21 protein-coding genes and 1 pseudogene are annotated in these 26,985 nt (G+C 58.6%); 10 read left to right on the plus strand and 12 right to left on the minus strand.

Going from position 1 to position 26,985, the window contains the following annotated elements:
* Window positions 1–7 precede the first annotated feature (7 nt).
* Window positions 8–649, plus strand: a complete 642-nt coding sequence (locus ACMTA2_RS28795; RefSeq protein WP_413792788.1) for an oxidoreductase — start codon at window positions 8–10, stop codon at window positions 647–649.
* Window positions 650–992: 343 nt separating this feature from the next.
* Here ACMTA2_RS28795 and ACMTA2_RS28800 read toward each other — a convergent pair whose 3' ends face one another.
* The 4 genes from ACMTA2_RS28800 to ACMTA2_RS28815 form a co-directional block, all read right to left on the minus strand.
* Window positions 993–1,277 (minus strand): YceK/YidQ family lipoprotein, encoded by a 285-nt coding sequence (locus ACMTA2_RS28800; protein WP_413792789.1) that lies wholly within the window; start codon window positions 1,275–1,277, stop codon window positions 993–995.
* Window positions 1,270–1,902: a flavin prenyltransferase UbiX gene (gene ubiX, locus ACMTA2_RS28805; RefSeq protein WP_413792790.1), complete on the minus strand. Its 633-nt coding sequence runs from the start codon at window positions 1,900–1,902 to the stop codon at window positions 1,270–1,272. Before ubiX ends, ACMTA2_RS28800 begins: the two co-directional genes overlap by 8 nt.
* Window positions 1,899–3,248 carry a UDP-N-acetylmuramate:L-alanyl-gamma-D-glutamyl-meso-diaminopimelate ligase gene (gene mpl, locus ACMTA2_RS28810; protein WP_413792791.1) on the minus strand — a complete coding sequence of 450 codons (1,350 nt, stop codon included), beginning with the start codon at window positions 3,246–3,248 and terminating at the stop codon, window positions 1,899–1,901. The genes ubiX and mpl overlap by 4 nt, the downstream gene beginning before the upstream one ends.
* A 350-nt stretch (window positions 3,249–3,598) precedes the next feature.
* Window positions 3,599–5,503 carry a sigma-54-dependent Fis family transcriptional regulator gene (locus ACMTA2_RS28815; RefSeq protein WP_413792792.1) on the minus strand — a complete coding sequence of 635 codons (1,905 nt, stop codon included), beginning with the start codon at window positions 5,501–5,503 and terminating at the stop codon, window positions 3,599–3,601.
* 481 nt (window positions 5,504–5,984) lie between these two features.
* Between ACMTA2_RS28815 and exaC the strand changes: the two genes are divergently transcribed.
* The 9 genes from exaC to ACMTA2_RS28860 all read left to right on the plus strand — a co-directional run bounded on the left by exaC (window position 5,985) and on the right by ACMTA2_RS28860 (window position 16,254).
* Window positions 5,985–7,505, plus strand: a complete 1,521-nt coding sequence (gene exaC / locus ACMTA2_RS28820) for an acetaldehyde dehydrogenase ExaC (protein WP_413792793.1) — start codon at window positions 5,985–5,987, stop codon at window positions 7,503–7,505.
* Window positions 7,506–7,764: 259 nt separating this feature from the next.
* Complete coding sequence (gene eat / locus ACMTA2_RS28825; RefSeq protein ID WP_027692988.1) at window positions 7,765–9,135, plus strand: ethanolamine permease; 1,371 nt, start codon at window positions 7,765–7,767, stop codon at window positions 9,133–9,135.
* Between the two features lie 203 nt (window positions 9,136–9,338).
* Window positions 9,339–10,733 (plus strand): ethanolamine ammonia-lyase subunit EutB, encoded by a 1,395-nt coding sequence (locus tag ACMTA2_RS28830; protein ID WP_413792794.1) that lies wholly within the window; start codon window positions 9,339–9,341, stop codon window positions 10,731–10,733.
* Window positions 10,734–10,742: 9 nt separating this feature from the next.
* The gene (eutC, locus tag ACMTA2_RS28835; protein ID WP_413792795.1) at window positions 10,743–11,567 is read left to right on the plus strand and encodes an ethanolamine ammonia-lyase subunit EutC; all 825 of its coding nucleotides are present in this window, start codon (window positions 10,743–10,745) and stop codon (window positions 11,565–11,567) included.
* Between the two features lie 107 nt (window positions 11,568–11,674).
* On the plus strand, window positions 11,675–12,136 hold the full coding sequence (locus ACMTA2_RS28840) for a GNAT family N-acetyltransferase (RefSeq protein ID WP_413792796.1): 462 nt from the start codon (window positions 11,675–11,677) through the stop codon (window positions 12,134–12,136).
* A 1,077-nt stretch (window positions 12,137–13,213) separates the two neighbouring features.
* Window positions 13,214–13,870 (plus strand): DedA family protein, encoded by a 657-nt coding sequence (locus ACMTA2_RS28845; RefSeq protein WP_413792797.1) that lies wholly within the window; start codon window positions 13,214–13,216, stop codon window positions 13,868–13,870.
* Between the two features lie 6 nt (window positions 13,871–13,876).
* On the plus strand, window positions 13,877–14,689 hold the full coding sequence (locus ACMTA2_RS28850; protein ID WP_413792798.1) for a M90 family metallopeptidase: 813 nt from the start codon (window positions 13,877–13,879) through the stop codon (window positions 14,687–14,689).
* A 111-nt stretch (window positions 14,690–14,800) separates the two neighbouring features.
* Window positions 14,801–15,328, plus strand: coding sequence for an inorganic diphosphatase (gene ppa, locus ACMTA2_RS28855; RefSeq protein ID WP_003205933.1), 528 nt, complete (start codon window positions 14,801–14,803; stop codon window positions 15,326–15,328).
* Between the two features lie 194 nt (window positions 15,329–15,522).
* On the plus strand, window positions 15,523–16,254 hold the full coding sequence (locus tag ACMTA2_RS28860; RefSeq protein WP_413792799.1) for a LexA family transcriptional regulator: 732 nt from the start codon (window positions 15,523–15,525) through the stop codon (window positions 16,252–16,254).
* A gap of 541 nt (window positions 16,255–16,795) precedes the next feature.
* Here ACMTA2_RS28860 and ACMTA2_RS28865 read toward each other — a convergent pair.
* The 8 genes and pseudogenes from ACMTA2_RS28865 to ACMTA2_RS28900 all read right to left on the minus strand — a co-directional run bounded on the left by ACMTA2_RS28865 (window position 16,796) and on the right by ACMTA2_RS28900 (window position 26,958).
* Entirely contained in the window at window positions 16,796–17,674 is an 879-nt protein-coding gene (locus ACMTA2_RS28865) for an HNH endonuclease family protein (RefSeq protein ID WP_413792800.1), read from the minus strand.
* Window positions 17,671–19,422: an AAA family ATPase gene (locus ACMTA2_RS28870; RefSeq protein ID WP_413792801.1), complete on the minus strand. Its 1,752-nt coding sequence runs from the start codon at window positions 19,420–19,422 to the stop codon at window positions 17,671–17,673. Before ACMTA2_RS28870 ends, ACMTA2_RS28865 begins: the two co-directional genes overlap by 4 nt.
* A gap of 1 nt (window position 19,423) precedes the next feature.
* Complete coding sequence (locus ACMTA2_RS28875) at window positions 19,424–21,421, minus strand: restriction endonuclease subunit S (RefSeq protein ID WP_413792802.1); 1,998 nt, start codon at window positions 21,419–21,421, stop codon at window positions 19,424–19,426.
* On the minus strand, window positions 21,421–23,199 hold the full coding sequence (locus ACMTA2_RS28880) for a class I SAM-dependent DNA methyltransferase (RefSeq protein ID WP_413792803.1): 1,779 nt from the start codon (window positions 23,197–23,199) through the stop codon (window positions 21,421–21,423). Before ACMTA2_RS28880 ends, ACMTA2_RS28875 begins: the two co-directional genes overlap by 1 nt.
* A 35-nt stretch (window positions 23,200–23,234) precedes the next feature.
* Window positions 23,235–23,801 (minus strand): annotated as a pseudogene (locus ACMTA2_RS28885) (type I restriction-modification enzyme R subunit C-terminal domain-containing protein); the annotation flags it as partial.
* Window positions 23,802–24,442: 641 nt separating this feature from the next.
* Window positions 24,443–24,802 (minus strand): DUF6124 family protein, encoded by a 360-nt coding sequence (locus ACMTA2_RS28890; protein ID WP_413792804.1) that lies wholly within the window; start codon window positions 24,800–24,802, stop codon window positions 24,443–24,445.
* A 399-nt stretch (window positions 24,803–25,201) separates the two neighbouring features.
* Window positions 25,202–26,323: a protein adenylyltransferase Fic gene (gene fic, locus ACMTA2_RS28895; protein ID WP_413792805.1), complete on the minus strand. Its 1,122-nt coding sequence runs from the start codon at window positions 26,321–26,323 to the stop codon at window positions 25,202–25,204.
* A 275-nt stretch (window positions 26,324–26,598) separates the two neighbouring features.
* Window positions 26,599–26,958 carry a DUF6124 family protein gene (locus ACMTA2_RS28900; protein WP_413792806.1) on the minus strand — a complete coding sequence of 120 codons (360 nt, stop codon included), beginning with the start codon at window positions 26,956–26,958 and terminating at the stop codon, window positions 26,599–26,601.
* Between the last annotated feature and the right edge of the window lie 27 nt (window positions 26,959–26,985).

Below are 26,985 nucleotides of genomic sequence, written 5' to 3' on the forward strand. Positions count from 1 at the left end.
AAACACTATGTACTTGACGCCTCAGCATGTTTTGCTCGCCGGTGCTACCGGCCTGACCGGAGAACACCTACTGGACCGGCTGCTCAACGAGCCGACCATCTCCCGGGTCCTGGCCCCGACTCGCCGGCCACTGGCCGAACACACGCGCCTGGAAAACCCGGTAGGGGAGCCGGACCAGGTGCTGCCCCAGCTCAGCGGCCAGGTCGACATCGCCTTCTGCTGCCTCGGCACCACCCTCAAGAAGGCCGGTTCCGAGCAAGCCTTTCGCGCGGTGGACCTGGACCTGGTGGTGGCGTTTGCCAAGCGTGCCCGAGAGTTGGGCGCACGGCACCTGGTGGTGATCAGCGCACTGGGGGCCGACGCCAAGTCATCGATCTTCTACAACCGGGTCAAGGGCGAGATGGAAGCGGCCCTCAAGGCCCAGGGCTGGCCGCAACTGACCATTTGCCGGCCTTCCCTGTTGCTGGGCGACCGGGTTGAACCGCGCCTGGCCGAGCAACTGGCCGGGCCCTTGTCGAAGCTGATCCCGGGCAAGTACCACGGCATCGAAGCCTGCCAACTGGCACGGGCCATGTGGCGTCTGGCGCTGGAAGAACAGGACGGGGTGCGGGTGGTGGAGTCGGATGAGTTGCGCAAGCTGGGTAAGTGAACCTGGATCGCCGATGCTTTTTGTGGCGAGGGGATTTATCCCCGTTGGGCTGCGAAGCGGCCCCTTTTTACCTGGTATACCGCATGCTCAGGTTTTAGGGCCGCTTCGCGCCCCAGCGGGGATAAATCCCCTCGCCACAGAAAACCCATTCACCCCAGATAACCTTTCACCCCAGATAACCTTTCACCCCAGATAACCTTTCACCTCAGATAAACCTTTCACCTCAGATAAACCTTTCACCTCAGATAACCTTTCACCCCAGATAACCTTTCACCCCAGATAACCCTTCACCTCAGATAAACCCTTCACCCCAGATCAACCCATCACCCAGGGTGCAGCGGCGTCACATCCCGCCAGTCGCCCGGAACCCCACCCCCATCGCGGTGAACAGCGACAACGGCAACAGCAAGGTATCGAGCAGCGCGCTGCCCGGCAGGTCGACGCCGGGGTAACTCGGCGCCTCGGCGCCAAAGCGGTCCTTGGCGCAGCAGCCACCGTTGAGGGCGTACAGGTCCAGGCGCGTGCCCGCGTACACCACCGGCGCGCCCGGCTTGGCGGCGTCCAGGGTGCGGACGGTGGCGCAGCCGGCCAGATGCAGCGCCAGCACCACCAGCAGGACCTTATTCATCACTGCTCAAATGGTGTTCGCCCCAGCGCGGCAACATGTCCTGGGGGATGTTCAGCAGATTGAGGATCCGTGCGACCACGAAATCGATCAGATCATCAATGGTCTGCGGCTGGTGATAAAACCCAGGCGAGGCCGGCAGGATGGTCACGCCCATGTTCGACAGTTTGAGCATGTGCTCCAGGTGAATGCTCGAATACGGCGCCTCCCGCGGCACCAGGATCAACTGACGGCGCTCCTTGAGGGTCACGTCCGCCGCCCGTTCGATCAGGTTGTTGCAGGCCCCGGTGGCAATCGCCGACAGCGTTCCGGTGGAACACGGCACCACCACCATGGCCGCCGGCGCGCCGGACCCCGAGGCCACGGGCGACATCCAGTCTTCCTTGCCATACACACGAATCTGCCCAGCCGCCGCACCGGTGTATTCGGTGAGGAAGGCCTGCATCATCTGGGTCTTGGCCGGCAGGGTCACGTCGGTCTCGGTGGCCATCACCAGTTGCGCGGCCTTGGAGATGAGAAAGTGCACCTCGCGATCTTCGCGCACCAGGCAATCGAGCAGGCGCAAGCCGTACTGGGCGCCGGAGGCACCGGTCATCGCCAGCGTGATGCGTTCCGGACCCGTGCTCATTTCAGCGCCTCGGCCAGTTTGCCGTGCAGGCCGCCGAAGCCGCCGTTGCTCATGATCACCACGTGGGTGCCGGGCTGGGCCTGGCTCTTCACGCGTTCGATGATGCCTTCCAACGAATCACTGACGATCGATGGCACCGTGCACAGTGCGGCGGTGGCGCCGAGGTCCCAGCCCAGGTTGGCCGGCGCGTACCAGATCACCTGGTCGGCATCGACCACGCTTTCCGGCAGACCGTCGCGGTGGGCGCCGAGCTTCATGGAATTGGAACGCGGCTCGATGATCGCCATCAGCGGCGCGTCACCGATGCGCTTGCGCAAACCGTCGAGGGTGGTGGCAATGGCGGTCGGGTGGTGGGCGAAGTCGTCATAAATGGTGATGCCGTTCACCTCGGCAACTTTCTCCATCCGCCGCTTCACGCTCTTGAAGGCGCTCAAGGCAGCGATGCCCATGGACGGCACCACGCCAACGTGGCGGGCCGCCGCCAATGTGGCCAGGGCGTTGGCGACGTTGTGCTGGCCGGTCATGTCCCACTCGACCACGCCTTGGGACACGCCTTCGAACATGACTTCGAACTGCGAACCGTCATCCTTGAGCAACTTCACCTGCCATTGACCGCCCGCGCCAGTGGTCTGCACCGGGGTCCAGCAACCCATCTCGATCACGCGCTGCAAGGCCGGCTCGGTGGTCGGGTGAATCACCAGGCCTTCACTGGGGATGGTGCGCACCAAATGGTGGAACTGTCGCTCGATGGCCGGCAGATCAGGGAAGATGTCGGCATGATCGAATTCGAGGTTATTGAGGATCGCCGTGCGTGGACGGTAGTGGACGAATTTCGAGCGCTTGTCGAAAAACGCGCTGTCGTATTCGTCGGCCTCGATCACGAAGAACGGTGTGCCGCCCAGGCGCGCCGACACCGAGAAATTCTGCGGCACGCCACCGATCAGGAAACCCGGGCTCATGCCCGCGTGCTCCAGAACCCAGGCGAGCATGCTGCTGGTGGTGGTCTTGCCGTGGGTACCGGCCACGGCCAGGACCCAGCGGCCCTGCAACACGTGATCGGCCAGCCACTGCGGCCCGGACACGTACGGCAAGCCCTTGTTGAGCACGTACTCCACCGCCGGGTTGCCACGGGACATGGCGTTGCCGATGACCACCAGGTCCGGCGCCGGGTCCAGTTGTGCCGGGTCGTAGCCTTGGGTCAGCTCGATGCCTTGGGCTTGCAACTGAGTGCTCATCGGCGGGTAGACGTTGGCGTCGGAACCGGTCACGTGATGGCCCAACTCTTTGGCCAGCACCGCCATCGAACCCATGAAAGTGCCGCAAATACCGAGAATATGAATGTGCATAGTCGACCTCGTAAAACATGGCCGCAGGTTAGCCTAGGGAGGGGGAAATCGCACCTTGTGTTTAAACCCCGCTGCACAGATGGGCTCCTGTGGGAGCAAGGCTTGCCCGCGATAGCGGTGGATCAGCTTGCAGTGATGTTGAATGTGCAGCCGCCTTCGCGAGCAAGCCCGCTCCCACAATTGAAGGTACAAGCTGGCTTTTGTGGCGAGGGGATTTATCCCCGTCGGGCTGCGAAGCGCCCCCCCTAAATCAGGCAACTCGGCGTACCAGTCAGATTGAGTTCACTGTTTTAGGGCCGCTTCGCGCCCCAGCGGGGATAAATCCCCTCGCCACAACAGCAGTCAGTGCGTTATCGGGCGATGGCGTGCTTGCGCAGCTTGCGGTAGAGGGTGTTGCGGCTGATCCCCAGTTGTTCGGCGGTGTGGGTCATGTGCCAGCGCTGGCGCTCCAGTGCATCGAGCAACGCCAGGCGCTCGGCATCCTCCAGCGGTCGTTCTGCCGGCGTTTCAATCACCGCAACCGGACGCTGGCGGATCATCGCGGGCAAGTCCTCCACCCCGATCCGGCCGCCATCGCACAACGCGGCGAGGGTGCGCAGCACATTGCGCAGTTGCCGCACGTTGCCCGGCCAGTCGAACCCCAGCAACGCCTGGCGCGCCGGCTCGTCGATGAACACCGTCTCGGCCCCGCTCTCTTCCGCCAACAGGAAATCCAGCAACTGCGACTTGTCACTGCGCTCGCGCAACGCCGGCAAAGGGATTTCCAGGCCGTTGAGGCGGTAGTACAAATCCTCGCGAAAACTGCCGTCCCGCACCCGGTCGAGCAACTGCCGGTGTGTGGCACTGATGATGCGCACGTTCACCGCCTCGGGCTCGCCGCCGATGGGCACCACCTGGCGATCTTCCAGCACCCGCAGCAAACGGGTCTGCAAAGCCAGGGGCATGTCGCCGATTTCATCGAGGAACAGCGTGCCGCCGTCAGCCTGTTGCAGCTTGCCGCGCATGCCTTCCTTGCGGGCGCCGGTGAAGCTGCCGCCGCGATAACCGAACAGCTCGCTCTCGATCAGGCTTTCCGGGATGGCCGCGCAGTTGAGGGCGACGAAATGCTTGCCGCTGCGCTGGCTGGCGTGGTGCACGGCCTTGGCGAACGCCTCCTTGCCGGAGCCGGTTTCGCCCTGAATCAGCAGCGGCACGTCGCGCTCGAACACCCGCAGCGCCTTGCGGAAATGCTCCTGCAGCGCCACATCCCCCAGGCAGATGCCCGGCAAGCGGGCGGGCTCGATGGCCTTGAGCAGAGGCGCGACGGGCACTGGCACACTGCGCGGCTGCCCACGCAGCACCGCGAACAAATGCCGGCCGTCACGGGTGCGCAGCGGCCAACTGGCGCTGGCCTGGGCACTGGCGCGGCCCAGCAACTCGTCCAGTGAACAGTCGAAAAAGTCTTCCACCCGCTGGCCCAGCAAGCTGCCGCGGATATGCCCCAAGAGATTGAGGGCGCTCTGGTTGACGGCGCTGATCCGGCCTTCGCCGTCGAACGCCATCAAGCCTTCGCTGAACAGCCCCACGGACTCGGCCTGCAAATGAAAGCGCAACAGCCATTGGTTGTCGAAGCAACGCAGGAAATAACAGCTCTCGATCATCTTCGCCGAGAGGTTGACCAGGGCCATGGTGTGGAACTGGCTCTGGCGCGACACGTCCGGCCGGGCCGAGGAGACGTCGAGTACCGCCAGCAATTCGCCCTGGGGGTCGAACACCGGGCTGGCCGAACAGGTCAGGCCGGTGTGGCGACCACGAAAGTGTTCGTCCTGGTGGATGGTCAGGGCCTGGCGTTCCACCAGGCAGGTGCCGATGCCGTTGGTGCCTTCGCAGGCCTCGCTCCAGTCGGCGCCAAGCCAGAGGCCGGCCCGTTCGAAAATCTTCCGTTCGCTGGGGGCGGTGACGCAATTGAGGATCACGCCCCGGGCGTCGGTCAGCAGCACCGCGTGGCCGGCGCCGGACAGTTGCTGGTGCAGGCTGGTCATTTCATTGCCGGCGATGTGCAGCACCTGCTGCAAGCGCTCGCGGCTCTCCAGCACCCGACCGTGTTCGAGCACCGTCGGCGCCAGGTTCTGGGCCGGGTCCAGGTGATAATCCTCGAGGCAGCGCAGCCAGGAACGGGCAATCGATGGATCGCTGCCAGGGCCCTGCAAATGGGCCTTGCCCTGGGTGACCGTCAGGACTTGCCGGGCATGGCGACTCAAATGGTTGCTGTGCATTTCTTATTATTCTCCTGCTGGAGCAACTGTCGAACACCGAACCTGTGCTTAACACCTAACCTGTGGCGAGGGAATTTATCCCCGCTGGGCTGCGCAGCAGCCCTGAAACCTGAACGCACCGTGCGTCAGACTCACCGAGTTGGCTGCTTTGGGGACGCTTCGCACCCCAGCGGGGATAAATCCCCTCGCCACAATGGTGTCTAGCAGGCCCATCGGGTGAAAACCAGCATCCTCCAGCTGAACCGGCAATGCAATGCTGGCGCGACCTGTCAGTCACAGACCGTCTCGCCCATGGCACAAAGTGTCACACCCCCTGTATCGCTATCGCCACACAAGGCATCCGCTTGTCCGACGAACTCCTCCTAAAGTCTTGATTTCCGGGCCTTGCAAGGCAATGGCCCAACCTTTGCTCTAGGCTTAATTACCGGCGCTCAATTTGCGCGGCCTCCCGTATAAGCACAAAAGCCAAGGAGAACTCATCATGCGTTACGCTCACCCCGGTACTGAAGGCGCTATCGTTTCGTTCAAGAGCAAATACGGTAACTACATCGGCGGCGAGTTCGTCGCGCCTGTCAAAGGTCAGTACTTCACCAATACGTCCCCGGTCAATGGCCAGCCCATTGCCGAGTTCCCGCGCTCCACGGCCGAAGACATCGACAAAGCCCTGGACGCCGCCCACGCCGCCGCCGATGCCTGGGGCGCCACGTCGGTCCAGGCCCGTTCGCTGATCCTGCTGAAAATCGCCGACCGCATCGAGGCGAACCTCGAGACCCTGGCGATCACCGAGTCCTGGGACAACGGCAAGGCCGTGCGCGAAACCCTCAACGCCGACATTCCCCTGGCCGCCGACCACTTCCGCTACTTCGCCGGTTGCCTGCGGGCCCAGGAAGGCAGCGCCGCCGAGATCGACGGCAACACCGTGGCCTACCACATCCATGAACCCCTGGGCGTGGTCGGGCAGATCATCCCGTGGAACTTCCCGCTGCTGATGGCCGCCTGGAAACTCGCCCCGGCCCTGGCCGCCGGTAACTGCGTAGTGCTCAAGCCGGCCGAGCAAACCCCACTGGGCATCTGCGTGCTCATGGAGCTGATCGGCGACCTGCTGCCGCCCGGCGTGCTGAACGTGGTGCAAGGTTTCGGCAAAGAAGCCGGCGAAGCCCTCGCCACCAGCAAGCGCATCGCCAAGATCGCCTTCACCGGTTCCACCCCGGTGGGCTCGCACATCATGAAATGCGCCGCCGAGAACATCATCCCGTCCACCGTGGAGCTGGGGGGCAAGTCGCCGAACATCTTCTTCGAAGACATCATGCAGGCCGAGCCGAGCTTCATCGAGAAAGCCGCCGAAGGCCTGGTGCTGGCGTTCTTCAACCAGGGTGAAGTCTGCACCTGCCCGTCCCGCGCCCTGGTGCAGGAGTCGATCTACGACGAATTCATGCAAGTGGTGATGAAGAAGATCGAACAGATCAAGCGTGGCGACCCGCTGGACACCGACACCATGGTCGGCGCCCAGGCGTCCGAGCAGCAGTTCGACAAGATCCTGTCGTACCTGGAAATCGCCAAGGGCGAAGGCGCCCAGCTGTTGACCGGCGGCCAAGTGGAAAAACTCGAAGGCAACCTCGCCAGCGGGTACTACATCCAGCCGACCCTGCTCAAGGGCACCAACAAGATGCGCGTGTTCCAGGAAGAAATCTTCGGCCCGGTGGTGAGCATCACCACCTTCAAGGACGAAGCCGAAGCCCTGGCGATCGCCAACGACACCGAGTTCGGCCTCGGCGCCGGCCTCTGGACCCGCGACATCAACCGCGCCTACCGCATGGGCCGGGCGATCAAGGCCGGTCGCGTGTGGACCAACTGCTACCACCTGTACCCGGCGCACGCCGCGTTCGGTGGCTACAAGAAGTCCGGCGTGGGGCGTGAGACGCACAAGATGATGCTCGACCACTACCAGCAGACCAAAAACCTGCTGGTGAGCTACGACATCAATCCGTTGGGGTTCTTCTAAGCCCAATTGGGCGATGCAGGTCAGCCTGTGTCGCCCTTTAGACAGCTATCGCGAGCAAGCTCGCTCCCACAGGGATCTGTGGATAACTCTTTTCCAGGGTTGGTACCAGATCCACTGTGGGAGCGAGCTTGCTCGCGATGGCGTCCTCATTCACACACAGAAACACCGCCCTGCCGCTCTGGCATGAGCCTTGCGTGCCCGCTCCACAGCAAACCCGAAAGTCCAACAGATCAAACAATAAAAAAGACAGAGAGGACTTATGACTTCTACCACCCAACTCAAACCCACACTCGGCACCCTGCATTTATGGGGCATTGCCGTCGGCCTGGTGATTTCCGGCGAATACTTCGGCTGGAGCTACGGCTGGGGCACCGCAGGCACCCTGGGCTTCCTCGTCACCGCCCTCATGGTGGCGTTGATGTACACCTGCTTCATCTTCAGCTTCACTGAATTGACCACCGCCATTCCCCACGCCGGCGGGCCGTTCGCCTACAGTCGACGGGCGTTTGGTGAAAAAGGCGGCTTGATCGCCGGGATCGCCACCCTGATCGAGTTCGTCTTTGCGCCCCCGGCCATCGCCATGGCGATTGGCGCCTACCTCAACGTGCAATTCCCCGAGCTGGACCCCAAGCTGGCGGCGGTCGGCGCCTATATCGTGTTCATGACCCTGAACATCCTCGGCGTCAGCATCGCCGCCGCCTTCGAGCTGGTGGTCACCGTGCTGGCGGTCGCCGAGTTGCTGGTGTTCATGGGCGTGGTCGCGCCGGGCTTCAGCTTCAGTAACTTCGTGCTCAATGGCTGGGCCGGCTCCAACGAGTTCACCCTCGCCTCGATCCCGGGCATTTTCGCGGCGATCCCCTTCGCGATCTGGTTCTTCCTCGCCATCGAAGGCGCGGCCATGGCCGCCGAAGAAGCCAAGGACCCGAAACGCACGATTCCCCGCGCTTACGTCAGCGGCATCCTGACCCTGGTGTTCCTGGCCATCGGCGTGATGATCATGGCCGGCGGCGTGGGCGACTGGCGCACCCTGTCGAACATCAACGATCCGCTGCCCCAAGCCATGAAGGCCGTGGTCGGCAACAATTCAACGTGGATGCACATGCTGGTGTGGATCGGCCTGTTCGGCCTGGTGGCCAGTTTCCACGGGATCATCCTCGGCTACTCGCGGCAGTTCTTCGCCCTGGCCCGGGCCGGCTACCTGCCCCGTGGCCTGGCTAAACTGTCGCGTTTCCAGACCCCGCACCGGGCGATCCTGGCCGGCGGCGTCATCGGCATCGCGGCGATCTACAGCGATGGCCTGGTCAACCTGCAAGGCATGACGCTGACGGCGGCGATGATCACCATGTCGGTGTTCGGCGCCATCGTGATGTACATCATCAGCATGCTCAGCCTGTTCAGGCTGCGTAAGACCGAACCGAACCTGGAACGCACCTTCCGCGCCCCGGGCTACCCGATCGTGCCGGGCATTGCGCTGTTCCTGGCGGTGGTGTGCCTGGTGGCGATGGCATGGTTCAACATGCTGATCGGGCTGGTGTTCCTGGCGTTCATGGTGGTCGGCTACCTGTATTTCCAACTGACTGCCAAGCAACGCTCCGATGCACCGGCGGACGCTATGCTCACAGGTATCTGAAAGTTGCACCGGCACCGGGCTGAAGGCCTGGTGCCTGCTATTTAAAAGTGCACACCAACCCTCTGTGGGAGCGAGCTTGCTCGCGATAGCGGTCTAACATCCGGCACATGTGTTGAATGACACACCGCTATCGCGAGCAAGCTCGCTCCCACAGGGTATGGGGTGTATTTGAGTTATTTAGAGAATCAGGAGGACACCGCCCCATGGCCGCATTCGCCCATTCCGTCGGCGCCCAGACCTACCGCTTCGACAGCCTCAAGGACCTGATGGCCAAGGCCAGCCCGGCGCGTTCCGGGGATTTCCTGGCCGAGGTCGCCGCGCTCAACGATGGCGAGCGGGTGGCCGCGCAAATGGCGCTGGCCGACCTGCCTCTCAGCCATTTCCTGCAAGAAATGCTGATTCCTTACGAGGTCGACGAAGTCACCCGCCTGATCGTCGACACTCACGATAAACAAGCCTTCGCCACCGTCAGCCACCTCACGGTGGGCGGTTTTCGCGATTGGCTGCTCAGCGACGCCGCCGACGAACAGAGCCTGCGGGCACTGGCCCCGGGCCTGACGCCGGAAATGGTCGCCGCCGTGTCGAAGATCATGCGCGTGCAGGACCTGGTACTGGTGGCGCAGAAAATCCGCGTGGTGACCAAATTCCGCGGCACCCTCGGCCTGCGCGGGCGCCTGTCCACGCGCCTGCAACCCAACCACCCCACCGACGAACCGGCCGGGATCGCCGCGAGCATCCTCGACGGCCTGCTCTTCGGCAACGGCGACGCCATGATCGGCATCAACCCGGCCACCGACAGCACCGCCTCGATCTGCGCCATGCTGGAAATGCTCGACGCCATCATCCAGCGCTACGACATTCCCACCCAAGGCTGCGTGCTGACCCACGTCACCACCTCCATCGAAGCGGCGAACCGCGGCGTGCCCCTGGACCTGGTGTTCCAGTCCATCGCCGGCACCGAAGCCGCCAACGCCAGTTTCGGCATCAACCTGAACGTCTTGAAAGAAGGCTACGACGCCGGGCTCAGCCTGAATCGTGGCACCTTGGGCAACAACCTGATGTATTTCGAAACCGGCCAGGGCAGCGCCCTGTCGGCCAACGCCCACCACGGCGTCGATCAACAGACCTGCGAGACCCGGGCCTACGCCGTGGCACGGCATTTCAACCCATTCTTGGTGAACACGGTTGTAGGCTTCATCGGCCCCGAGTACCTGTACAACGGTAAACAGATCATCCGCGCCGGCCTCGAAGACCACTTCTGCGGCAAGTTGCTGGGCGTGCCGATGGGTTGCGACATCTGCTACACCAACCACGCCGAAGCCGACCAGGACGACATGGACACCCTGCTGACCCTGCTGGGCGTGGCCGGGATCAACTTCATCATGGGCATCCCCGGCTCCGACGACATCATGCTCAACTACCAGACCACCTCGTTCCACGACGCCCTCTACGCCCGCCAGACCCTGGGCCTGAAACCGGCGCCGGAGTTCGAAACCTGGCTGGCGAACATGGGCATCTTCACCCAGGCCGATGGCCGGGTGCGGTTTGGCGACAACCTGCCACCGGCGTTCCGTCACGCCTTGGCGCATCTGGGATAAGACCTGCCCATGGATAAATCACCTGTCGATCCGCAAAACCCTTGGCTCAACCTGCGCAACTTGACCCCGGCCCGCATCGCCCTGGGCCGCACCGGCACCAGCCTGCCGACCCAGGCGCAATTGGACTTCCAATACGCCCACGCCCAGGCCCGCGATGCCGTGCACCTGGCGTTCGATCACCAGGGCATCCGCGCACAACTGACCGAGCGCGGCCGCGAAAGCCTGTTGCTCCACAGCGCGGCGGCCGACCGACACAGTTATCTGCAGCGTCCGGACCTGGGCCGCCGGCTCGATGACGCGTCCGCGCAAATCCTGCAGGACTACGCTACGGCCCATCCTGGTGGCGTGGACCTGGCCATCGTGGTGGCCGACGGCCTGTCGGCGCTGGCGGTGCATCGCCATACCTTGCCGTTCCTGGCGCGGCTGGAAGAACAGATCAGTGCCGAAGGCTGGTCCACGTCGCCCGTAATCCTGGTGGAACAGGGCCGCGTCGCCGTGGCCGATGAAGTGGCACAGCGGCTCGGCGCGAAAATGTCGGTGATCCTGATCGGTGAACGCCCTGGGCTCAGCTCCCCCGACAGCCTGGGGCTGTATTTCACCTACGCCCCCAAGGTCGGCCTGACCGATGCCTATCGCAACTGCATCTCCAATGTCCGCCTCGAAGGCCTGAGCTACGGCATGGCCGCCCACCGCCTGATCTACCTGATGCGCGAGGCCTGCCGCCGCCAGCTTTCGGGGGTCAATCTGAAGGACGAAGCCCAGGTTCACACTCTGGATTCGGAAAACGCTGCCGATATGAAAGGTAATTTCCTACTGGCGCCGCCCCGAAACTGATCCGTTTATCCGATTGCGTTTTTGATCCGCTTTCAGGCAGCATCAAAAGCACGGCAGCGCGATGTTGTTGTCTGAATATCTGTCGACCCTTGCAGACGAGACCTACCATGCGGATTATCCAAGCGACCCTGGAACACCTGGACCTGCTGACCCCATTGTTCGTCAAATACCGGGAATTCTATGGCTCCCTGCCCTACCCGGATTCGTCCCGAGCCTTCCTCGAAAAGCGCCTGCGCCGCAAGGAATCGGTGATCTACCTGGCCTTGCCCGATGACGACGACTCCAAACTGCTGGGCTTCTGCCAGCTCTACCCAAGCTTCTCCTCGCTGTCGCTCAAGCGCGTGTGGATCCTCAACGACATCTACGTCGCCGAAGACGCCCGCCGCCAACTCGTGGCCGACAACCTGATCCGCACCGCGAAAAAAATGGCCAAGGAAACCAACGCCGTACGCATGCGCGTCTCCACCAGCAGCAACAACGAAGTCGCGCAGAAAACCTACGAGTCCATTGGCTTCAAGGAAGACACCGAATTCAAGAACTACGTGCTGCCGATCAGCGAAGAACTCTAAGCCCAGTAGCTGTATCCCCCTGCCACAACAGCAACCCCTTTGTGGCAAGGGGATTTATCCCCGCTGGGCTGCACAGCAGCCCCAAAACCTGAGCACGCTGTGTATCAGCCTGACCGACTCAACTGATTTAGGGCCGCTCCGCGCCCCAACGGGGATAAATCCCCTCGCCACAAGAACCAGCGCACACCCATCCCCCTGCCACAACACCACCCCCTTTGTGGCGAGGGGATTCATCCCCGCTGGACTGCGCAGCAGTCCCAAAACCTAAGCACGCGGTGTATCAGACTGACCGAATCAACTGATTTAGGGCCGCTCCGCGCCCCAACGGGGATAAATCCCCTCACCACAAGAACCAGCGCCCCCCCCATCCCCCTGCCACAACACCAAACCCTTTGTGGCGAGGGGATTTATCCCCGCTGGACTGCGCAGCAGCCCCAAAACCTAAACATGCGGTGTATCAGATTGACCGACTCAACTGATTTAGGGCCGCTCCGCGCCCCAACGGGGATAAATCCCCTCACCATAAGAACCAGCGCCCCCCATCCCCCTGCCACAACACCAACCCCTTTGTGGCGAGGGGATTTATCCCCGCTGGGCTGCACAGCAGCCCCAAAACCTAAGCACGCGCTGTATCAGACTGACCAACTCAACTGATGTAGGGCCGCTCCGCGCCCCAACGGGGATGAATCCCCTCACCACAAGAACCCGCGCCCCCCATCCCCCTGACACACTACCCACCCTGTGGCGAGGGGATTTATCCCCGCTGGGCTGCGCAGCAGCCCCAAAACCTAAGCACGCGGTGTATCAGATTGACCGAGTTGCCTGCTTTTAGGGCCGCTTCGCAGCCCAGCGGGGATAAATCCCCTCGCCACAAGAGCCTTCACCCTGCCTTCACCCAGCCGGTACCCAACCACAACACCACCGAAATCCCTAGCTACAAACTCACCCCGCTCCCCGCTCTCCAGCCCGTATAATGCCGCTCTTCCCGGCTTGTAAGAAAAAGCTACACACTCTGTGGCCATACTCCAAGCCCGACCCAAAGCCTGCCGAGCCAGGCCACCAACACAGGTGTCATGCATGGATTTCAACCCCCTCGACCTCATTCTGCATCTCGATGTGTACCTCGACATGCTGGTGACCAACTACGGGACGTGGATCTACGCCATCCTGTTCCTGGTGATCTTCTGTGAAACCGGCCTGGTGGTCATGCCGTTCCTGCCGGGCGACTCCCTGCTGTTCATCGCCGGCGCCGTGGCCGCCGGTGGCGCCATGGACCCCGTGCTGCTGGGCGGCCTGTTGATGCTCGCGGCGATCCTCGGCGACAGCACCAACTACCTCATCGGCCGCACCGCCGGCGAGAAACTGTTCAGCAACCCTAACTCGAAAATCTTCCGCCGCGACTACCTGCAACAAACCCACGACTTCTACGACAAACACGGCGGCAAAACCGTGACCCTGGCGCGCTTCCTGCCGATCATCCGCACCTTCGCCCCCTTCGTCGCCGGCGTGGGGAAAATGCCCTACCCGCGCTTCTTCGGCTTCAGCGTCCTCGGCACCGTCCTCTGGGTCGGCGGCCTGGTGACCCTCGGCTACTTCTTCGGCAACGTGCCCTTCATCAAGCAGAACCTGTCGCTGCTGGTGGTGGGCATCATCCTGCTGTCGCTGCTGCCGATGATCATCAGCCTGGTGCGCAGCAAACTGAGCCAGCGCGGCTCCAACGCCCAGCCGCGCTGATCGCCCATGTGGTCCCTGAGCAACTGGCGTCGCCAACGCACCCTCGCCAAACACCCCGTGGCCGACGACACCTGGCAGCGGGTGCGCCAACAATTGAGCTTCCTCGACGGCATCAGCCCCGCCGAGGACCAATGGCTGCGGGAAGCCTGCGTGCTGTTCCTGCACGATAAACACCTCACCGCCCTGCCCGGCGTCGAACTGCACCAGGAACAACGCCTGCTCCTCGCCGCCCAGGCCCAGTTGCCGCTGATGCACCTCGGCGACTTGAACTGGTACCAGGGCTTCCACGAAATCGTCCTCTACCCCGACGACTTCCTCAGCCCCCAGCGCTACCGCGACGCCAGCGGCATCGAGCACGAATGGGACGGCGAACACAGCGGCGAAGCCTGGCCCCAGGGCCCGATCATCCTGGCCTGGGACGGCGTGATGGCCAGCGGCGGCTGGGACGGCTACAACCTGGTGATCCACGAACTGGCGCACAAACTCGACATGCTCAACGGCGACGCCAACGGCCTGCCGCCCCTGCACGCCGACATGCGCGTCAGCGACTGGGCTGACGCCATGCAACAGGCCTTCGACGACCTCGACCGCCAACTGGACCACAACCCCGACGCCGAAACCCTCATCGACCCCTACGCCGCGGAAAACCCGGCGGAGTTCTTCGCCGTCACCAGCGAATACTTCTTCAGCGCCCCGGACCTGCTGCACCAGGCCTATCCACGTGTCTACGAACAGCTCAAGGCGTTCTACCGCCAGGATCCTCTGGCCCGGCTGCGGCAACTTCAAGCCGAAGATCCGGTCTATCAGGCGTCATACTAAGGTCTCTAAGACCCTGGTAACGTGGCAACAGCGGCCGAATATGCCTATAATCGCCGCCACTTTTTGGTCAATCCGACCAGTCATTTGGTCAACTAACGGGGGCACCGCCCAATGAGCTACAGCAAGATTCCGGCTGGCAAAGACCTGCCGAACGACATCTACGTCGCGATCGAAATCCCGGCCAACCACGCCCCGATCAAATACGAAATCGACAAAGACAGCGACTGCCTGTTCGTTGACCGTTTCATGGCCACCCCCATGTTCTACCCGGCCAACTACGGTTACATCCCCAACACCCTGGCCGACGACGGCGACCCCCTCGACGTGCTGGTCGTGACCCCTTACCCAGTGGCCCCAGGCTCGGTCATCCGCGCCCGTCCGGTCGGCATCCTGAACATGACCGACGACGGCGGCGGCGATGCCAAAGTCATCGCAGTACCGCACGACAAACTGTCGCAGCTGTATGTTGATGTGAAGGAATACACCGACCTGCCGCCGCTGCTGATCCAGCAGATCGAACACTTCTTCGCGAACTACAAAGATCTCGAAAAAGGCAAGTGGGTCAAGATCGAAGGCTGGGCCGGCGCAGACGCCGCCCGCGAAGCGATCACCAAGTCGGTTGCCGCCTACAAAGGCTGAAACAAACTTGATAAAGAACCCCGGTTGCCCCGGGGTTTTTTTATGCCTTAATGGTTCTTAATACGAAGATGTATTAACACTGTGTAAGCACGTTTAGCCCGCGCCTTTCAAATCCTGCAATCGGAAAGATCGTCTTATATATTTGAACGACATGTTTATTGCCGAAAGCACAGTCGCCCCTAAACTTTCCGTTTATGAAAATACTTTCCAGTGGCGACCGCTTCCGAGCCCTATTAAAAGAAGCGAATATCCGATCCGCCGACTTCGCGAAGTTATACGGCGTGAAATCCCAACACGTGAACAACTGGTTCAACCGTGGCATCCCGCCAGGGCGCATCCACTCCATCGCCAGCCTGCTGACCGTCAGCCCCGAGTGGCTCGCCCACGGCGAAGGCCCGCAAACCCCATTGGGCCTCGGCCCCGGCACCACCTATGAGGCGGCCGAAAACGATGGCGTCTACAGCGTGGTGGAACCCACGGACATCGAACTGCCTTTCTACAAGGAAGTCCCCATCGCCCCCGGCGAAACCAAAACCCACATCACCGAAATCCCCGACCAATCCATCCGCCTGCCCCGCAGCCACCTCGAATCCCTCGAAATCAACCCCAACGACGCCATCTGCACCACCATGGTCGGCGACAGCATGGCCGAACGCATCGAAGACGGCTCCACCCTCGCCATCGACCGCGGCCTGACCCAAATCGTCGACGGCCAAATCTACGCCCTCGAACACGACGGCATGCTGCGCATCAAATACCTGCACCGCATCCCCGGCAACCGCCTGCGCCTGCGCAGCCACAACAGCGCGGCTTACCCGGACGAAGTCTTCAGCGCCGAACAGATCGACGCACAACACATCCGCGTCATCGGCTGGGTCTTCTGGTGGTCCACCCTCAACAAACAGAGACCACCGGTGTGCGATTGACCACCCCACAAAAAGACAACCCCCGAAGCCCCAGTGGTTGGGCTTCAGTGGCTAGAAACCTCAATAGTGAGCAAATCTGTGGCGAGGGGATTCATCCCCGCTGGGCTGCGAAGCAGCCCCCGCTTTTCCACCTGAACCACCGATAACCCAATGATTCCACACCACTTACCACTGGGATTCTGCCAAAAACCCGCGTATCCTCCGCCCCACATTTGCGAGCCCACGCCTCGCACCGACAAGGCAGATCACTTTCTGACCAAGTCCCACAGCCGGCCGCAAGAGCCGGATGTACGTTTTGAAGGCTGGTGAGGTTTGTCAAAAACGAACTGAGTTAGTCAACGAGAAGCCGGCCATAAGCCGGCTTTTTAATTGTCCAAATAATCCTATGCGACTACCGATAGCTTAGCTATCACGGGCGCTTCAGGAATATCCTGTCCGTTGCTCTTCAACGCCGTTTTGAGCTACAACAGCTACTCACCTGCCTTGCTGCCTTCCAGTGAGGCTCTAATTAAATCAGTCCCTAACTAGAGCCGGTGCATGCCTAACTCACTAGCTTAGTTAGGAGCGGTTCGTTTCGAAAAAGTACGCACCAGCGAGCTACGGCCGATAACTCAGCAGTACGGCTGGTCATTTCTCGAATCCGAGCGCGTACTTCTAATAACTTCGCTTTGGCAGCTGGATTATTGCCCCCACAACGTGCCTTAGCTGTCCTGAAGTCTTCAATCAGCCTATCCACTTTTTGCCAAATTTTTCTACGCTCCTCAGCCAGAGGGACGTGATCATTAAGTTTCAGTCGACTAACTGTTTCTTGAACACGCTGTTGATCCCACTCAGATGTACCGGGCATAGGGATAACCTTTCCCTCTTCGTCGAAAGCGATTAAATCAACGTCGTCGTCGTCAATAGGATCGAGGAGATATCGGGTTTCCGACTCCTCACATGGATCAGCAAAGGATGAACACAACGATCCATCCCTAAGCGGAAACCAGCCGCCTTTTTTGCGGTTACCGACATTGCCGCAGGCACGGAAATTCATGTAATCGAAGGCCAGCCACCAATAGCCATCACGCACAGAGGCATCTAGCGCCTTTGCCTCTTTTTTAGGGCGAAAATGCTCAACGTCATAGTGCGAATACAACTCACGGACTTCTGAGAACCAGCATTTTCCTGCTGACAGAGCCAGTAACCAGTCCTTCAGTGCCCCCCAGTGCGCACTATTACTATCTATTAGAGAGTTTCGCTCTTCACGTGCACCCGCCGAGTCCAACGCCACCAACTCAGCAACTAACCGTTCGGATTTGGCTAACCATGCATCCCACTTCGCCTGAGGCCAGGGCTCCCACTGCTGGGTTGTAGCGGTTGGATCCCAGTTGGGGATGCTGGCAGTAGGCAATTTGTTCCTAAGGTCGATCCAAATCACTGAGCGCCCTCCTCACGCAAAATCTCGTCGATGATCAAGTCAGCAATCGCGTCTTGGTCGGCTTGCTCCTCCGGAGTCAACACCGGTTTCCGGAAACGACGATGCTGCGCCATCTTACGAACGAACAACGCGTAATCTGGATCACGGAAATCAGCCGTGGAAAAGCCCAAGTCGGCCAGTTCGGCCGATAGGCGGCTCAACTCGGCCTCTTCTTCTGATGTGCGTGGCGTCTTTACAAACAATTCATTACGACGGAACAGGCGGCGCTCGGTTTCAATGTCCAGCGTGGAGGACAAGCCAAACAACTCACTTTTGAGCAGCCCGGTCACTCCCATTCCCTGTGGGTGTTCGTCTGGAATGTCCACCACCGTGCGGTTGCCATCACGGCGCAGAATATGCACCTGCTCTCGTTTTAGGCTACCGACCATCATCGGATCGTGGGTGGTGATAAGAATTTGCGACTCACCTTGCGCAGACGATGCGTCATCTGACGTCAGAACCCCTTCGATGTCGTCAAAGTAACGAAGCTTCCAAATCGGGTTCAAGTGAGTGTCGGGCTCGTCGAGCAGGAACAGACATTGATCTTCGCGAGTGATTCGCATTAGCCCCAACACGGTGAGCATCTGCAACTCGCCTTCGGAAAGCTGGGTAAAGCTAACCTTGCCGCCGTGCTCATCACGTTTTTTGACGGTGATGCGTACTTCATCGATCAGATCGCCGATATACGCACCTTCGGCATAACGAAAGAAGCTATCGGTGCCGCCTATCAGCTCACCGAGTTGTTTGAGTTTGTCCTGGCTGGATACGAACAGATAGAGCTGCTTTTGTTTCTCACTGCGGCCACGGAAATCAATCTGTTTAGTTGCTTCCTGTTCGATGGGCGCCCAAGCCACTTGCCAGAGCTTGTCGAGGAACTCGCTTACTACGTTGCCGCGGGCATACCAGAAACGAGGATCACCTTCATTCAGTTCCTGTTCGTCGAACTTGCCACTACGGCGCTTTTCACGCAGGCGGTGTGGTTCTTTCAAAACGAACAGTGCGGACTCCAGCGACTCAATGTGCAGATTCTTTAGCACCTTCTTGAACACGGGGTCGTCTGACAGCAAACACGCCAGTAACACTAGTTGGCTGTGTCCGCCGCGACAGTAAAATAAGCGGCGCAGGCGGTCATCGCCCGCTTGCTTCAGTCGAGACTCGCGGCGACGCTTGGCTTCTTCAACTGCACGAATATCGGAATCAGAACCCCTAAAATTATCCAGTAAATGCTCGGAAAGCACTTCGTCTGTCGTAATTTCCTGACGCAGGCTAAAGCGGCGTTGATGCTCCTGAAACAAGGCTTCGATGCGTTCATTACGTCCGGAGTAATAGGCAAAAATATGCGCAGGTAGCAGTTCGCGGTTTTTAAGCAGATAGCCTTGCGATTCGATCTTATCGTCCACCCATACAAAGGGGCGTTTTTGCTTAGTGGTGTCGGCCTCGATGCGAACGGCGTGGCCGCGAATGCTGTATTCCAGCGTGTAATCGAAAGCCGCTTCGCGATCCAGATCCACATCGCGAAAGATCGTAATAAGCGCCTCGATAAGGTTCGACTTTCCGGTGCCATTTTGGCCGATCAAAGCGTGGCTGCGAATTGCCTTGGGCCGTGCATCTAGTGCTCCCACCACAGAAGGCTGCAAATGTGAATCGAAGACGATATTAAGATCGCGCAGATTACGAAAAACCGTGATACGGATACGCTGTAGTTGCATATCAGGCACTCACCGCTTCGGCATGCTTTTCGCACATTTCGGCCACTGCAGGTTCAAGAATCCAGCCGTGAACAACCTCGAATTTCAGTTGCGCGTAAAACGCATCGATTTCACCGCCGAAGCGCTGCCATAAATCCTTAGCGCCCATTTCTCCGTTGTGACGGGCCAAGATGGTGGCCAGCGGAGCCTGAGCTTTAATGCCTGGCGCAACTCCCAAGCGCAGCGGAGCACGCAGTTCGGTTTGTGGGACTTTCATGGGTTCCTCTTCTTGAGCGATGGCAACTCCAGTGAGGCTGGAAATAGCACTCATTGCAAAGTTGGTTGCAATCCGCTGTTTCCGAGATAACTGATCTGCATACTGATCGCACATCCGGAAAAGCTCATCGACAACGGCAACAATTCGATCTTGTTCGACCTTAGGTGGAACAGGAACAACCAGATCCTCAACACCACCAACCCGCAGATGCTTAACCGTCATTCCGATAGCTGTATCAATCATTCGAGCTTGAAAACTCGGGCTCTGAATTACGTACAGAAGAAATCGATTACTGAACAGCTCGTGAAAGAGTCTAATTAGCATTGAGCGCTGTCCGAGACACACCCTTTCTCCATCAGGAACGATCGCAGCCTCACCCATCGGAGCTTCACGCGTGAAGAAGATGTCGCCACCTTTAGGCGGCATACGCCGAGCCCAATAGGCATAGGTTTCTTCTGAGATCTTTCTTGTGCTAGTCAGATCCATTCGACCATTACGAATATCGGTGGTGCGAATGAGGTGAATGCCTTCGTTGACATATGGTGCGGTCTTGTTGTGGCAATCAACAACGGCTTGCGATACCTGTAGCAGTGACGCCCAAGTCCAATGCTCAGGCAATGGAGCGTCGGGAATAGACACTTGCTGAGTGCGGAGCTTCTTCAACATCGCCAAAGCTTCTTTTTGCTCCTGATCAACAGACTCTCTTGACCACTCGATGCGTTTCGCTGCAATTGCATTGAGCAAGTCGGCACCACCAATATTAGCGTCGCAATGTTCAGTGTTTAGCAATTCGCCAGATACCGCCAAATCAAGAATCACCCCCTTGAACGCTACCACATCCTCCTGCACATGAAACAGCTGCCCGAAGTTGTAGGCAACGCGTGCCCAGGTAGTTTGCAGCTCATGCGGACTGGTGGCGCAAGCGACGGCTTGTAGGGTGGATTGGCGCAGATTGTTTTGCAGTATGCGTCGGGATTTTTGTTGTTCTTCCAGCTTGTCACACAAGCCCATCAACTCGTCGACTTTGGCCACTATACGGGATTGCTCTTTTAGGGGAGGAAAAGCAAATAGCGCCTCTCGCGCCGCATCGGTACCGAGCCGTGGAAGATTCATTCCATAGGTCGAGCCATCCGCATAAGCAATGAAGTAAGGTGACTTTAAATACCAACGTAAGTATCCAGCGTTGATATTTTCAAAGTATGAAATTGGAATAATCTCGGTCGTACAGACACCCGACGACTCGGCTATCAAGACTTTATCGAGATAGGGGCGTAGCTTGCTATAAAGCACTGCCCCAGCAGGGAAACCGTTTTTCGTGCTTTTGAATTTACGCTCGCGAGCGAAGACCTTTGATAATAGCTTCGAAGTGCCTTTTTCGATGTCTTCCAACTCAAGCACCCATGTGTCCTCTTTCACATCATCGAGCTCAACCTTGGGTGCAGCCCCATAGTTGGTAACCGAACCTAGACGCGTCCAAGCCCACCCCTCTGGCAGCATCCATGGCTGATCGCTTCTTATAACGGGCTTCGGGGCTGGTTGCCGCTTGAGAGCCTTTTGTGCAACCAAGGACTTCTGAGAATCTCTGTTCGCCTCTATCAACTCAAGTGCGTTGGTGTCGCATTCCACACGTTCAGTAAGTCGCCCGGAGATTGCGAGCTGAAGCACCAATTTCCGTAACTGCGCCACTCCCCCCGGCGCATTTGCAATATGTCCAAACTCGGCCAAAAACTGCTGCGCGTCCATCAGTCGTCCTCACCGATAAAATGATGCGCCAGCGCAGCGGCGAGTTCGCTTTTGAGTTGGTTTTCGGTTTCCTCGATTTCGCCCAGCAGCTTTCTGTATTTCTCCAGAAGCAGGTCGGGATCGTGAGTTTCTTCTTGCAGCTTGTTTGGATTTGGCTCATCGAGATTGAAGATAGGCCAGTAGATACGATCACCTGCAAGCTGCGCATCGCGGGCTTGCAGGCGCAGCGGTTCAGCTTCCGCGCGCAGTTCGACGATTTGGGCGTCAATCTTCTCACGATAAGATGCGTCGGTGGTACCGACTAGGCTCTTCCGCAAGTCGTTAGCTTCACCTTCCAGCGCGGCAGCCTGACTGTTCAGCGCTTCAGCACGCTGCCAGTACGGTTGTGCGGCGGCTTCGGCTTGTTCATGCTTGGCCTTGAAATCGACCTTCCATGCAAATTCGTTTTCCACTCGGTCAGCAAAGTCATTAGCTTCATGGCCCCACCACTCCTGTTCGGCTTTGAATTCCTTAAACTGAATGGGCTTGGTTTTGGAATAGCTCTTGTAGCCCTTCGGATAGGGGTGCTCGTAGAACCAAATAGTGTCTGTGTGGAAATGCTCTGTGCCATTGTCCACTGTGGCGCCTTTGGTGAAGAAAAGCAGGTTAGTTTTGATAGTGGTGTAGGGAGCAAAAACACCTTTGGGCAAACGGATAATGGTGTGCAGCTTGCAGTCGCGCAGCAGCAGTTTTTTCAAGACATCCTTAACGCCGGTGCCAAACAAAAAACCATCGGGCAACACCACGGCAGCGCGACCATTTTCCCTCAGCAGCTTCTTGATGATGAGGGCCATGAACATATCGGCTGTCTCACGGGTGCGTAGGTCGGCCGGGTAGTCGGTGCCGACGCCATCATCCTCATAACCACCAAAAGGTGGGTTGGTAATGATGCAATCGACTTGGTCGTTAGCACTCCACTCGTTCCAACCGATGCCTAGGGTGTTGCGGTGCTCTATCTGGCTCGGCACATCAATGCCGTGCAGTAGCATATTTGTGGTGCACAACAGGTGGGGCAGCTGCTTCTTTTCGATGCCATGGATGAGCCCCTCAATAGCGCGTTTGTCTTCGGAACTGGATTTGATTGTGAGCTGATTACGGAAGTGATCGATGGCCGCGGTCAAGAAGCCGCCTGTGCCGCAAGCTGGATCCAAAACGGCTTCGCGCTTGTCCAAACGCGGGTTGACGCGATCTGCCATGAAGGAGGTGATGGCGCGAGGAGTGTAGAACTCGCCCGCATTGCCGGCACCGCGCAGATCATTCAGCAGTTGTTCATAGACATCGCCCAACTGGGCGCGCTGTGTGAAGTCGTCAAAGTGGATCGCTTCTTCCAATTTTTCGATCACTGCAAGCAGCTGTGGGCCAGATTTCATGTAGTTATTGGCGTCTTCAAAAACCTGCTTGATGACTTTGTGCTGCGGGCTTTTGCTCGCATCGATCTGGTCTTTAAGGGCTGGGAACAATTCGTTATTGATGAAGGCAATGAGCTCATTGCCAGCGATTTGCGGTTTCTTCTTGCCTTCGGCATTGGGCAGATATTTAGCCCAACTGCGCCAGCGGAAACGTTCTGGAATAGGAGATTGATATTGGGCATTGTCGCCTTCCCATTCCTCTTCGCGCTGGTCAAAGACTTTAAGAAAGAGCATCCAGGTAAGCTGTGCCAAGCGCTGGGCGTCACCGTCAACTCCGTCGTCCTTGCGCATGATGTCCTGGATGGACTTAATGATACTGCTGAGGTTCATCGATTGATTCACTTATTGTTCGGCTTGACACGAGATCAAGCCTGCTTCTGTTCGGAATTGTCGTAAAGCGCTTGCTCAAGCTCATGCACGGCCTGGGTGTATTGCTCGAGGCCACCAAAAATGTCGCGCCGAATTTGTGTTTTTCTGCCGAACTGATCGAAGGGCGGGAGCTCCAGTATCCTGCACGCCGTGCTCCGCGAATTCGTCAAGCAGGTTTTCTAACACAGCGCGGGCTTGGTCACTGTATTTTCCGAAAACGTCGCGTTTTTTCACGTTGTTAGCTCGCCGTCGACGAGTGAGTAGCTTCTCGTCGAAGGCAAGATGAGAAACCAAATCAAAAATATCCAGCTCATTGCCAATGGCCACAGCCCGCCGCAGGACTTCCAGCGGTACTCCAGCTCTTCAAGTACAGCCCATTTACGCTCCGCACTACCCCAACGACGTAAAAAGTCGGTAAGACTTCCGAATTCAGCTTGCATGATTTTCTTTATGCATTCTCAAATAAGACGTGGTAGTCCTCTGTGACGAGTTCCGTCTGCATCAAGGTATTGCGAGCGCTCTACCGCCAATCTCACGCTCACATCGTCAATCACGTATTTTACTGGGCTTCGCCATCACTGCCGTCAGGTAGTCCCTTGTAGATTAGTCGATCAAGGAGCTAAGGAATCGGTGCGCCGAGGGCGCCCTGTGCACGGCCACCATCGAGTACAAGAACGGAGAATCTGTCCAATGGCCGCTTGAACGACTTAACAACGACGGGCGACCAAACCCGATCACTTATGGCAGTGACAGGACTCAAACTACCGACGCACCCTAAGGCGCACAAGCCAGCGGATTCTGGCGTAGTTGTAGGCAAAGGTGCAAGGCGGTGTGGGTTGCCTGTTGGCAGCCGTCGAGCTTCACGGTTGGCTAGACCATGAGCGGTCTTGTCGTCAAACTCGATTTCGGGTACATATTTTTCGAATATGTCGCGATCAACGACATGAAAGGATGTCGCCATAGCCTGCGCGGCAATGGCAGCGACTCAGTGAATTAATAAAGCAGGCTCACTAACATAGGATGCGTGGCGAACAGCCGCATAGCATGCATAGATCAGCCGCTTTGATGCGGTGAATTGTGCAGGAGGTGCTTGCACAATTGCCTTGGCAACACCCGTAGGTGCATTGGACGAGCGGCCCTTACGTAAAAAAGGCCTTGCCATGCAAGACCTTTTTTACATATCCGGGGTAAGCGCGGCCCCTTGTTACCTCACCTCAACAATATCCAAAGCCCGATTCGCCAACAGCTCGCTCACCTCAATCACCTGCAAAATCCCCAACGCAAAATGCCGTCGTGATCCCTCAAGGCCAAACGCCAAATCACTGATCATGGCATTCGCCGAAGCCAGGTTCTCACTGAGATTGGCAAGCAGACATTCCGAATCAACATCAGGTGCGATTCGGAAGATGGCGTTGGGTTTGTCAGACGTTTCTTTCTTCGGCGTAGGCTTCAGATAAAAATCCAAAGCTCGGTTCGCAGCATCATCAAGCTTCTTATTACGAGCAGATTGAACTCGAGATACTGTTTCGTCGGTAGCCGGCGGGTTCGGTGTAATTTTGACCATGGTAAAGCTCCTAGAGTCTGTTGGAGCTACCACCCTTCGCTGCGAAACGAAGTATGGGGTGGCAGCTGTACGCGGGTTCGCAGACCGGGACTCTAGGGACCGGCAGACCCGAAGGTCTCCCACGCACAGCCACCTCAGACGAAATCACAGACATGGGCGATCTGCTTTCGAAGGTGACGTTGTGCGCCTATAGAGTCCGGGCTGCGAAACCCGATCACTGATGAGCAGTGACGGATTCAAACTACCTAGGGGACCCAAGACGCACAAGCCGGCGGATTCTGGCGTAGTTGTAGGCAATGGCGCAAGGCAACGTCAGCCGTCCCTGGATCTCACCTCCCCCAATAAACACCCGTCCCCTCACCCCAACGAATTCAAACAAACCACCTTCCGCTGAGAAGGTCAGCCGTAAGGCTTGAACTCATTGTTATCGCGAACCAACAACTGCATCAGTTTTGGATGGATAAAGAGCTTTTCCTTGCCGACCTGCGCTTCTTGCAGAATGCCGATGTCGACGAGGTCTTTGAGGTAGCGAGAAGCGGCCTGACGCCCGGCAATTTGTTTCTCGACGACGTTATGGATGCGGCAGTACGGTTGTTCGAAGATCACATCCACCAACTCACGGGAATAGATTTTCGGCAGTCGTTCACGAACGAATTGGGTGGTGTGCTCGGACAGGCTGCGAATAGCGGCGATTTTGGCGCAGGTCCAGCGGGCGGTTTCTTCTACGGCGCTGAGCATGTAGAGCAGCCAAGGCTCCCATGCTTGTTCACGGGTGACGTCGAGCAGGAGACGGTAGTAGTCGGCTCGGTGGGCAATGATGTAACGGCTGAGATAGAGGATCGGTAGATTCAGCAACCCCTCCTGAATCAGATACAGCGTATTAAGTACCCGCCCGGTACGGCCATTGCCATCGGTGAACGGGTGAATCGCCTCGAACTGGTAATGCCCGACGGCCATGCGCACCAGCGGGTCCAGGTCCGTCTCGTTGTGCAGGAAACGCTCCCAGTTGGCGAGCAAATCACGTAGATGATCTTCGCCGTCCGGTGGTGTGTAAATGATTTCGCCGGTACGGTCGTTGGCCAGCTGGGTGCCCGGTACGCGTCGAATGTCCATGTTCACGCCCTTGAGCGTGCGGCAGATCTCAACTGCCGTGCCTGTGGATAATGGGCGTTCGGCCAGTGACAGATAGCCATGGTGCAGGGCTTTGCGATAGCGCAGGGCTTCCTTGGTCGCCGGATCGGCATGGCCCTCACCCTCCTGGGCATGCTGAAAGAGCAAGTCCGTGGTGGTGACGATGCTTTCGATTTCGGAACTGTCCTTGGCTTCCAACAAGGGGATGGTGTTGATCAGCACCGTTTGGTTGGGGATCAGTTCGGCTGCCTGCTTCAACTCGGCCAAGGCCGTGCGAGCGTCTATACAGCGCTTGAGGACTGCACGGGTTTCCAATTCGGCTGCCGGAGGCAGAGGCGGTATTTGGTTATACGGTTTATCGGCCTGCCAGACATTAGGGGCTGCAGTCATGGGGCGATCCTGGTCCTTTGGAATAAAGGGCAAGGGCGTTCAGTCAGGCGCCCTCTCGTGTCGTCAGTGTAAACACGAGGGGATAACGTGTCGCTGTTTTTCGATTTCTGCGACACGTTCCATTCTCATGTCGTCGCCAGCGACATGAGAATGGAACGTGTCGTCGAAATGGTGTTTTAGCGACATGACAGGCTTCTGCACAATTGACCATTCGGAGATTTTCTGACGGCCACTGTCCTCAGTCCCCCAAGGACAGAGGACAGTGGCGTCAAGCCCTACCTCACCTCAACAATATCCAAAGCCCGATTCGCCAACAGTTCACTCACCTCAATCACCTGCAAGATCCCCATCGCAACACGTCGTCGCGATCCCTCAAGATCAAACGCCAGATCATTGATCATGGCATTGGCCGAAGCCAGGTTCTCGCTGAGGTTGGCAAGCAGACATTCCGAATCAACGTCAGGTGCGATACGTAAAATGGTGTTGGGTTTGTCAGAGGTTTCATTCTTCGGCGTAGGCTTCAGATAAAAATCCAAAGCACGCGTGGCAGCTTCATCGAGTTTCTTGTTACGAGCGGATTGGACGCGAGAAACGGTTTCGTCTGTAGCCGGGGGGTTCGGTGTAATTTTGACCATAGCCTTAGCTCTCTTGATTGAGGCCAC

The organism is Pseudomonas medicaginis (assembly GCF_965119365.1).
In the GTDB taxonomy this organism is placed as follows: Bacteria; Pseudomonadota; Gammaproteobacteria; order Pseudomonadales; family Pseudomonadaceae; genus Aquipseudomonas.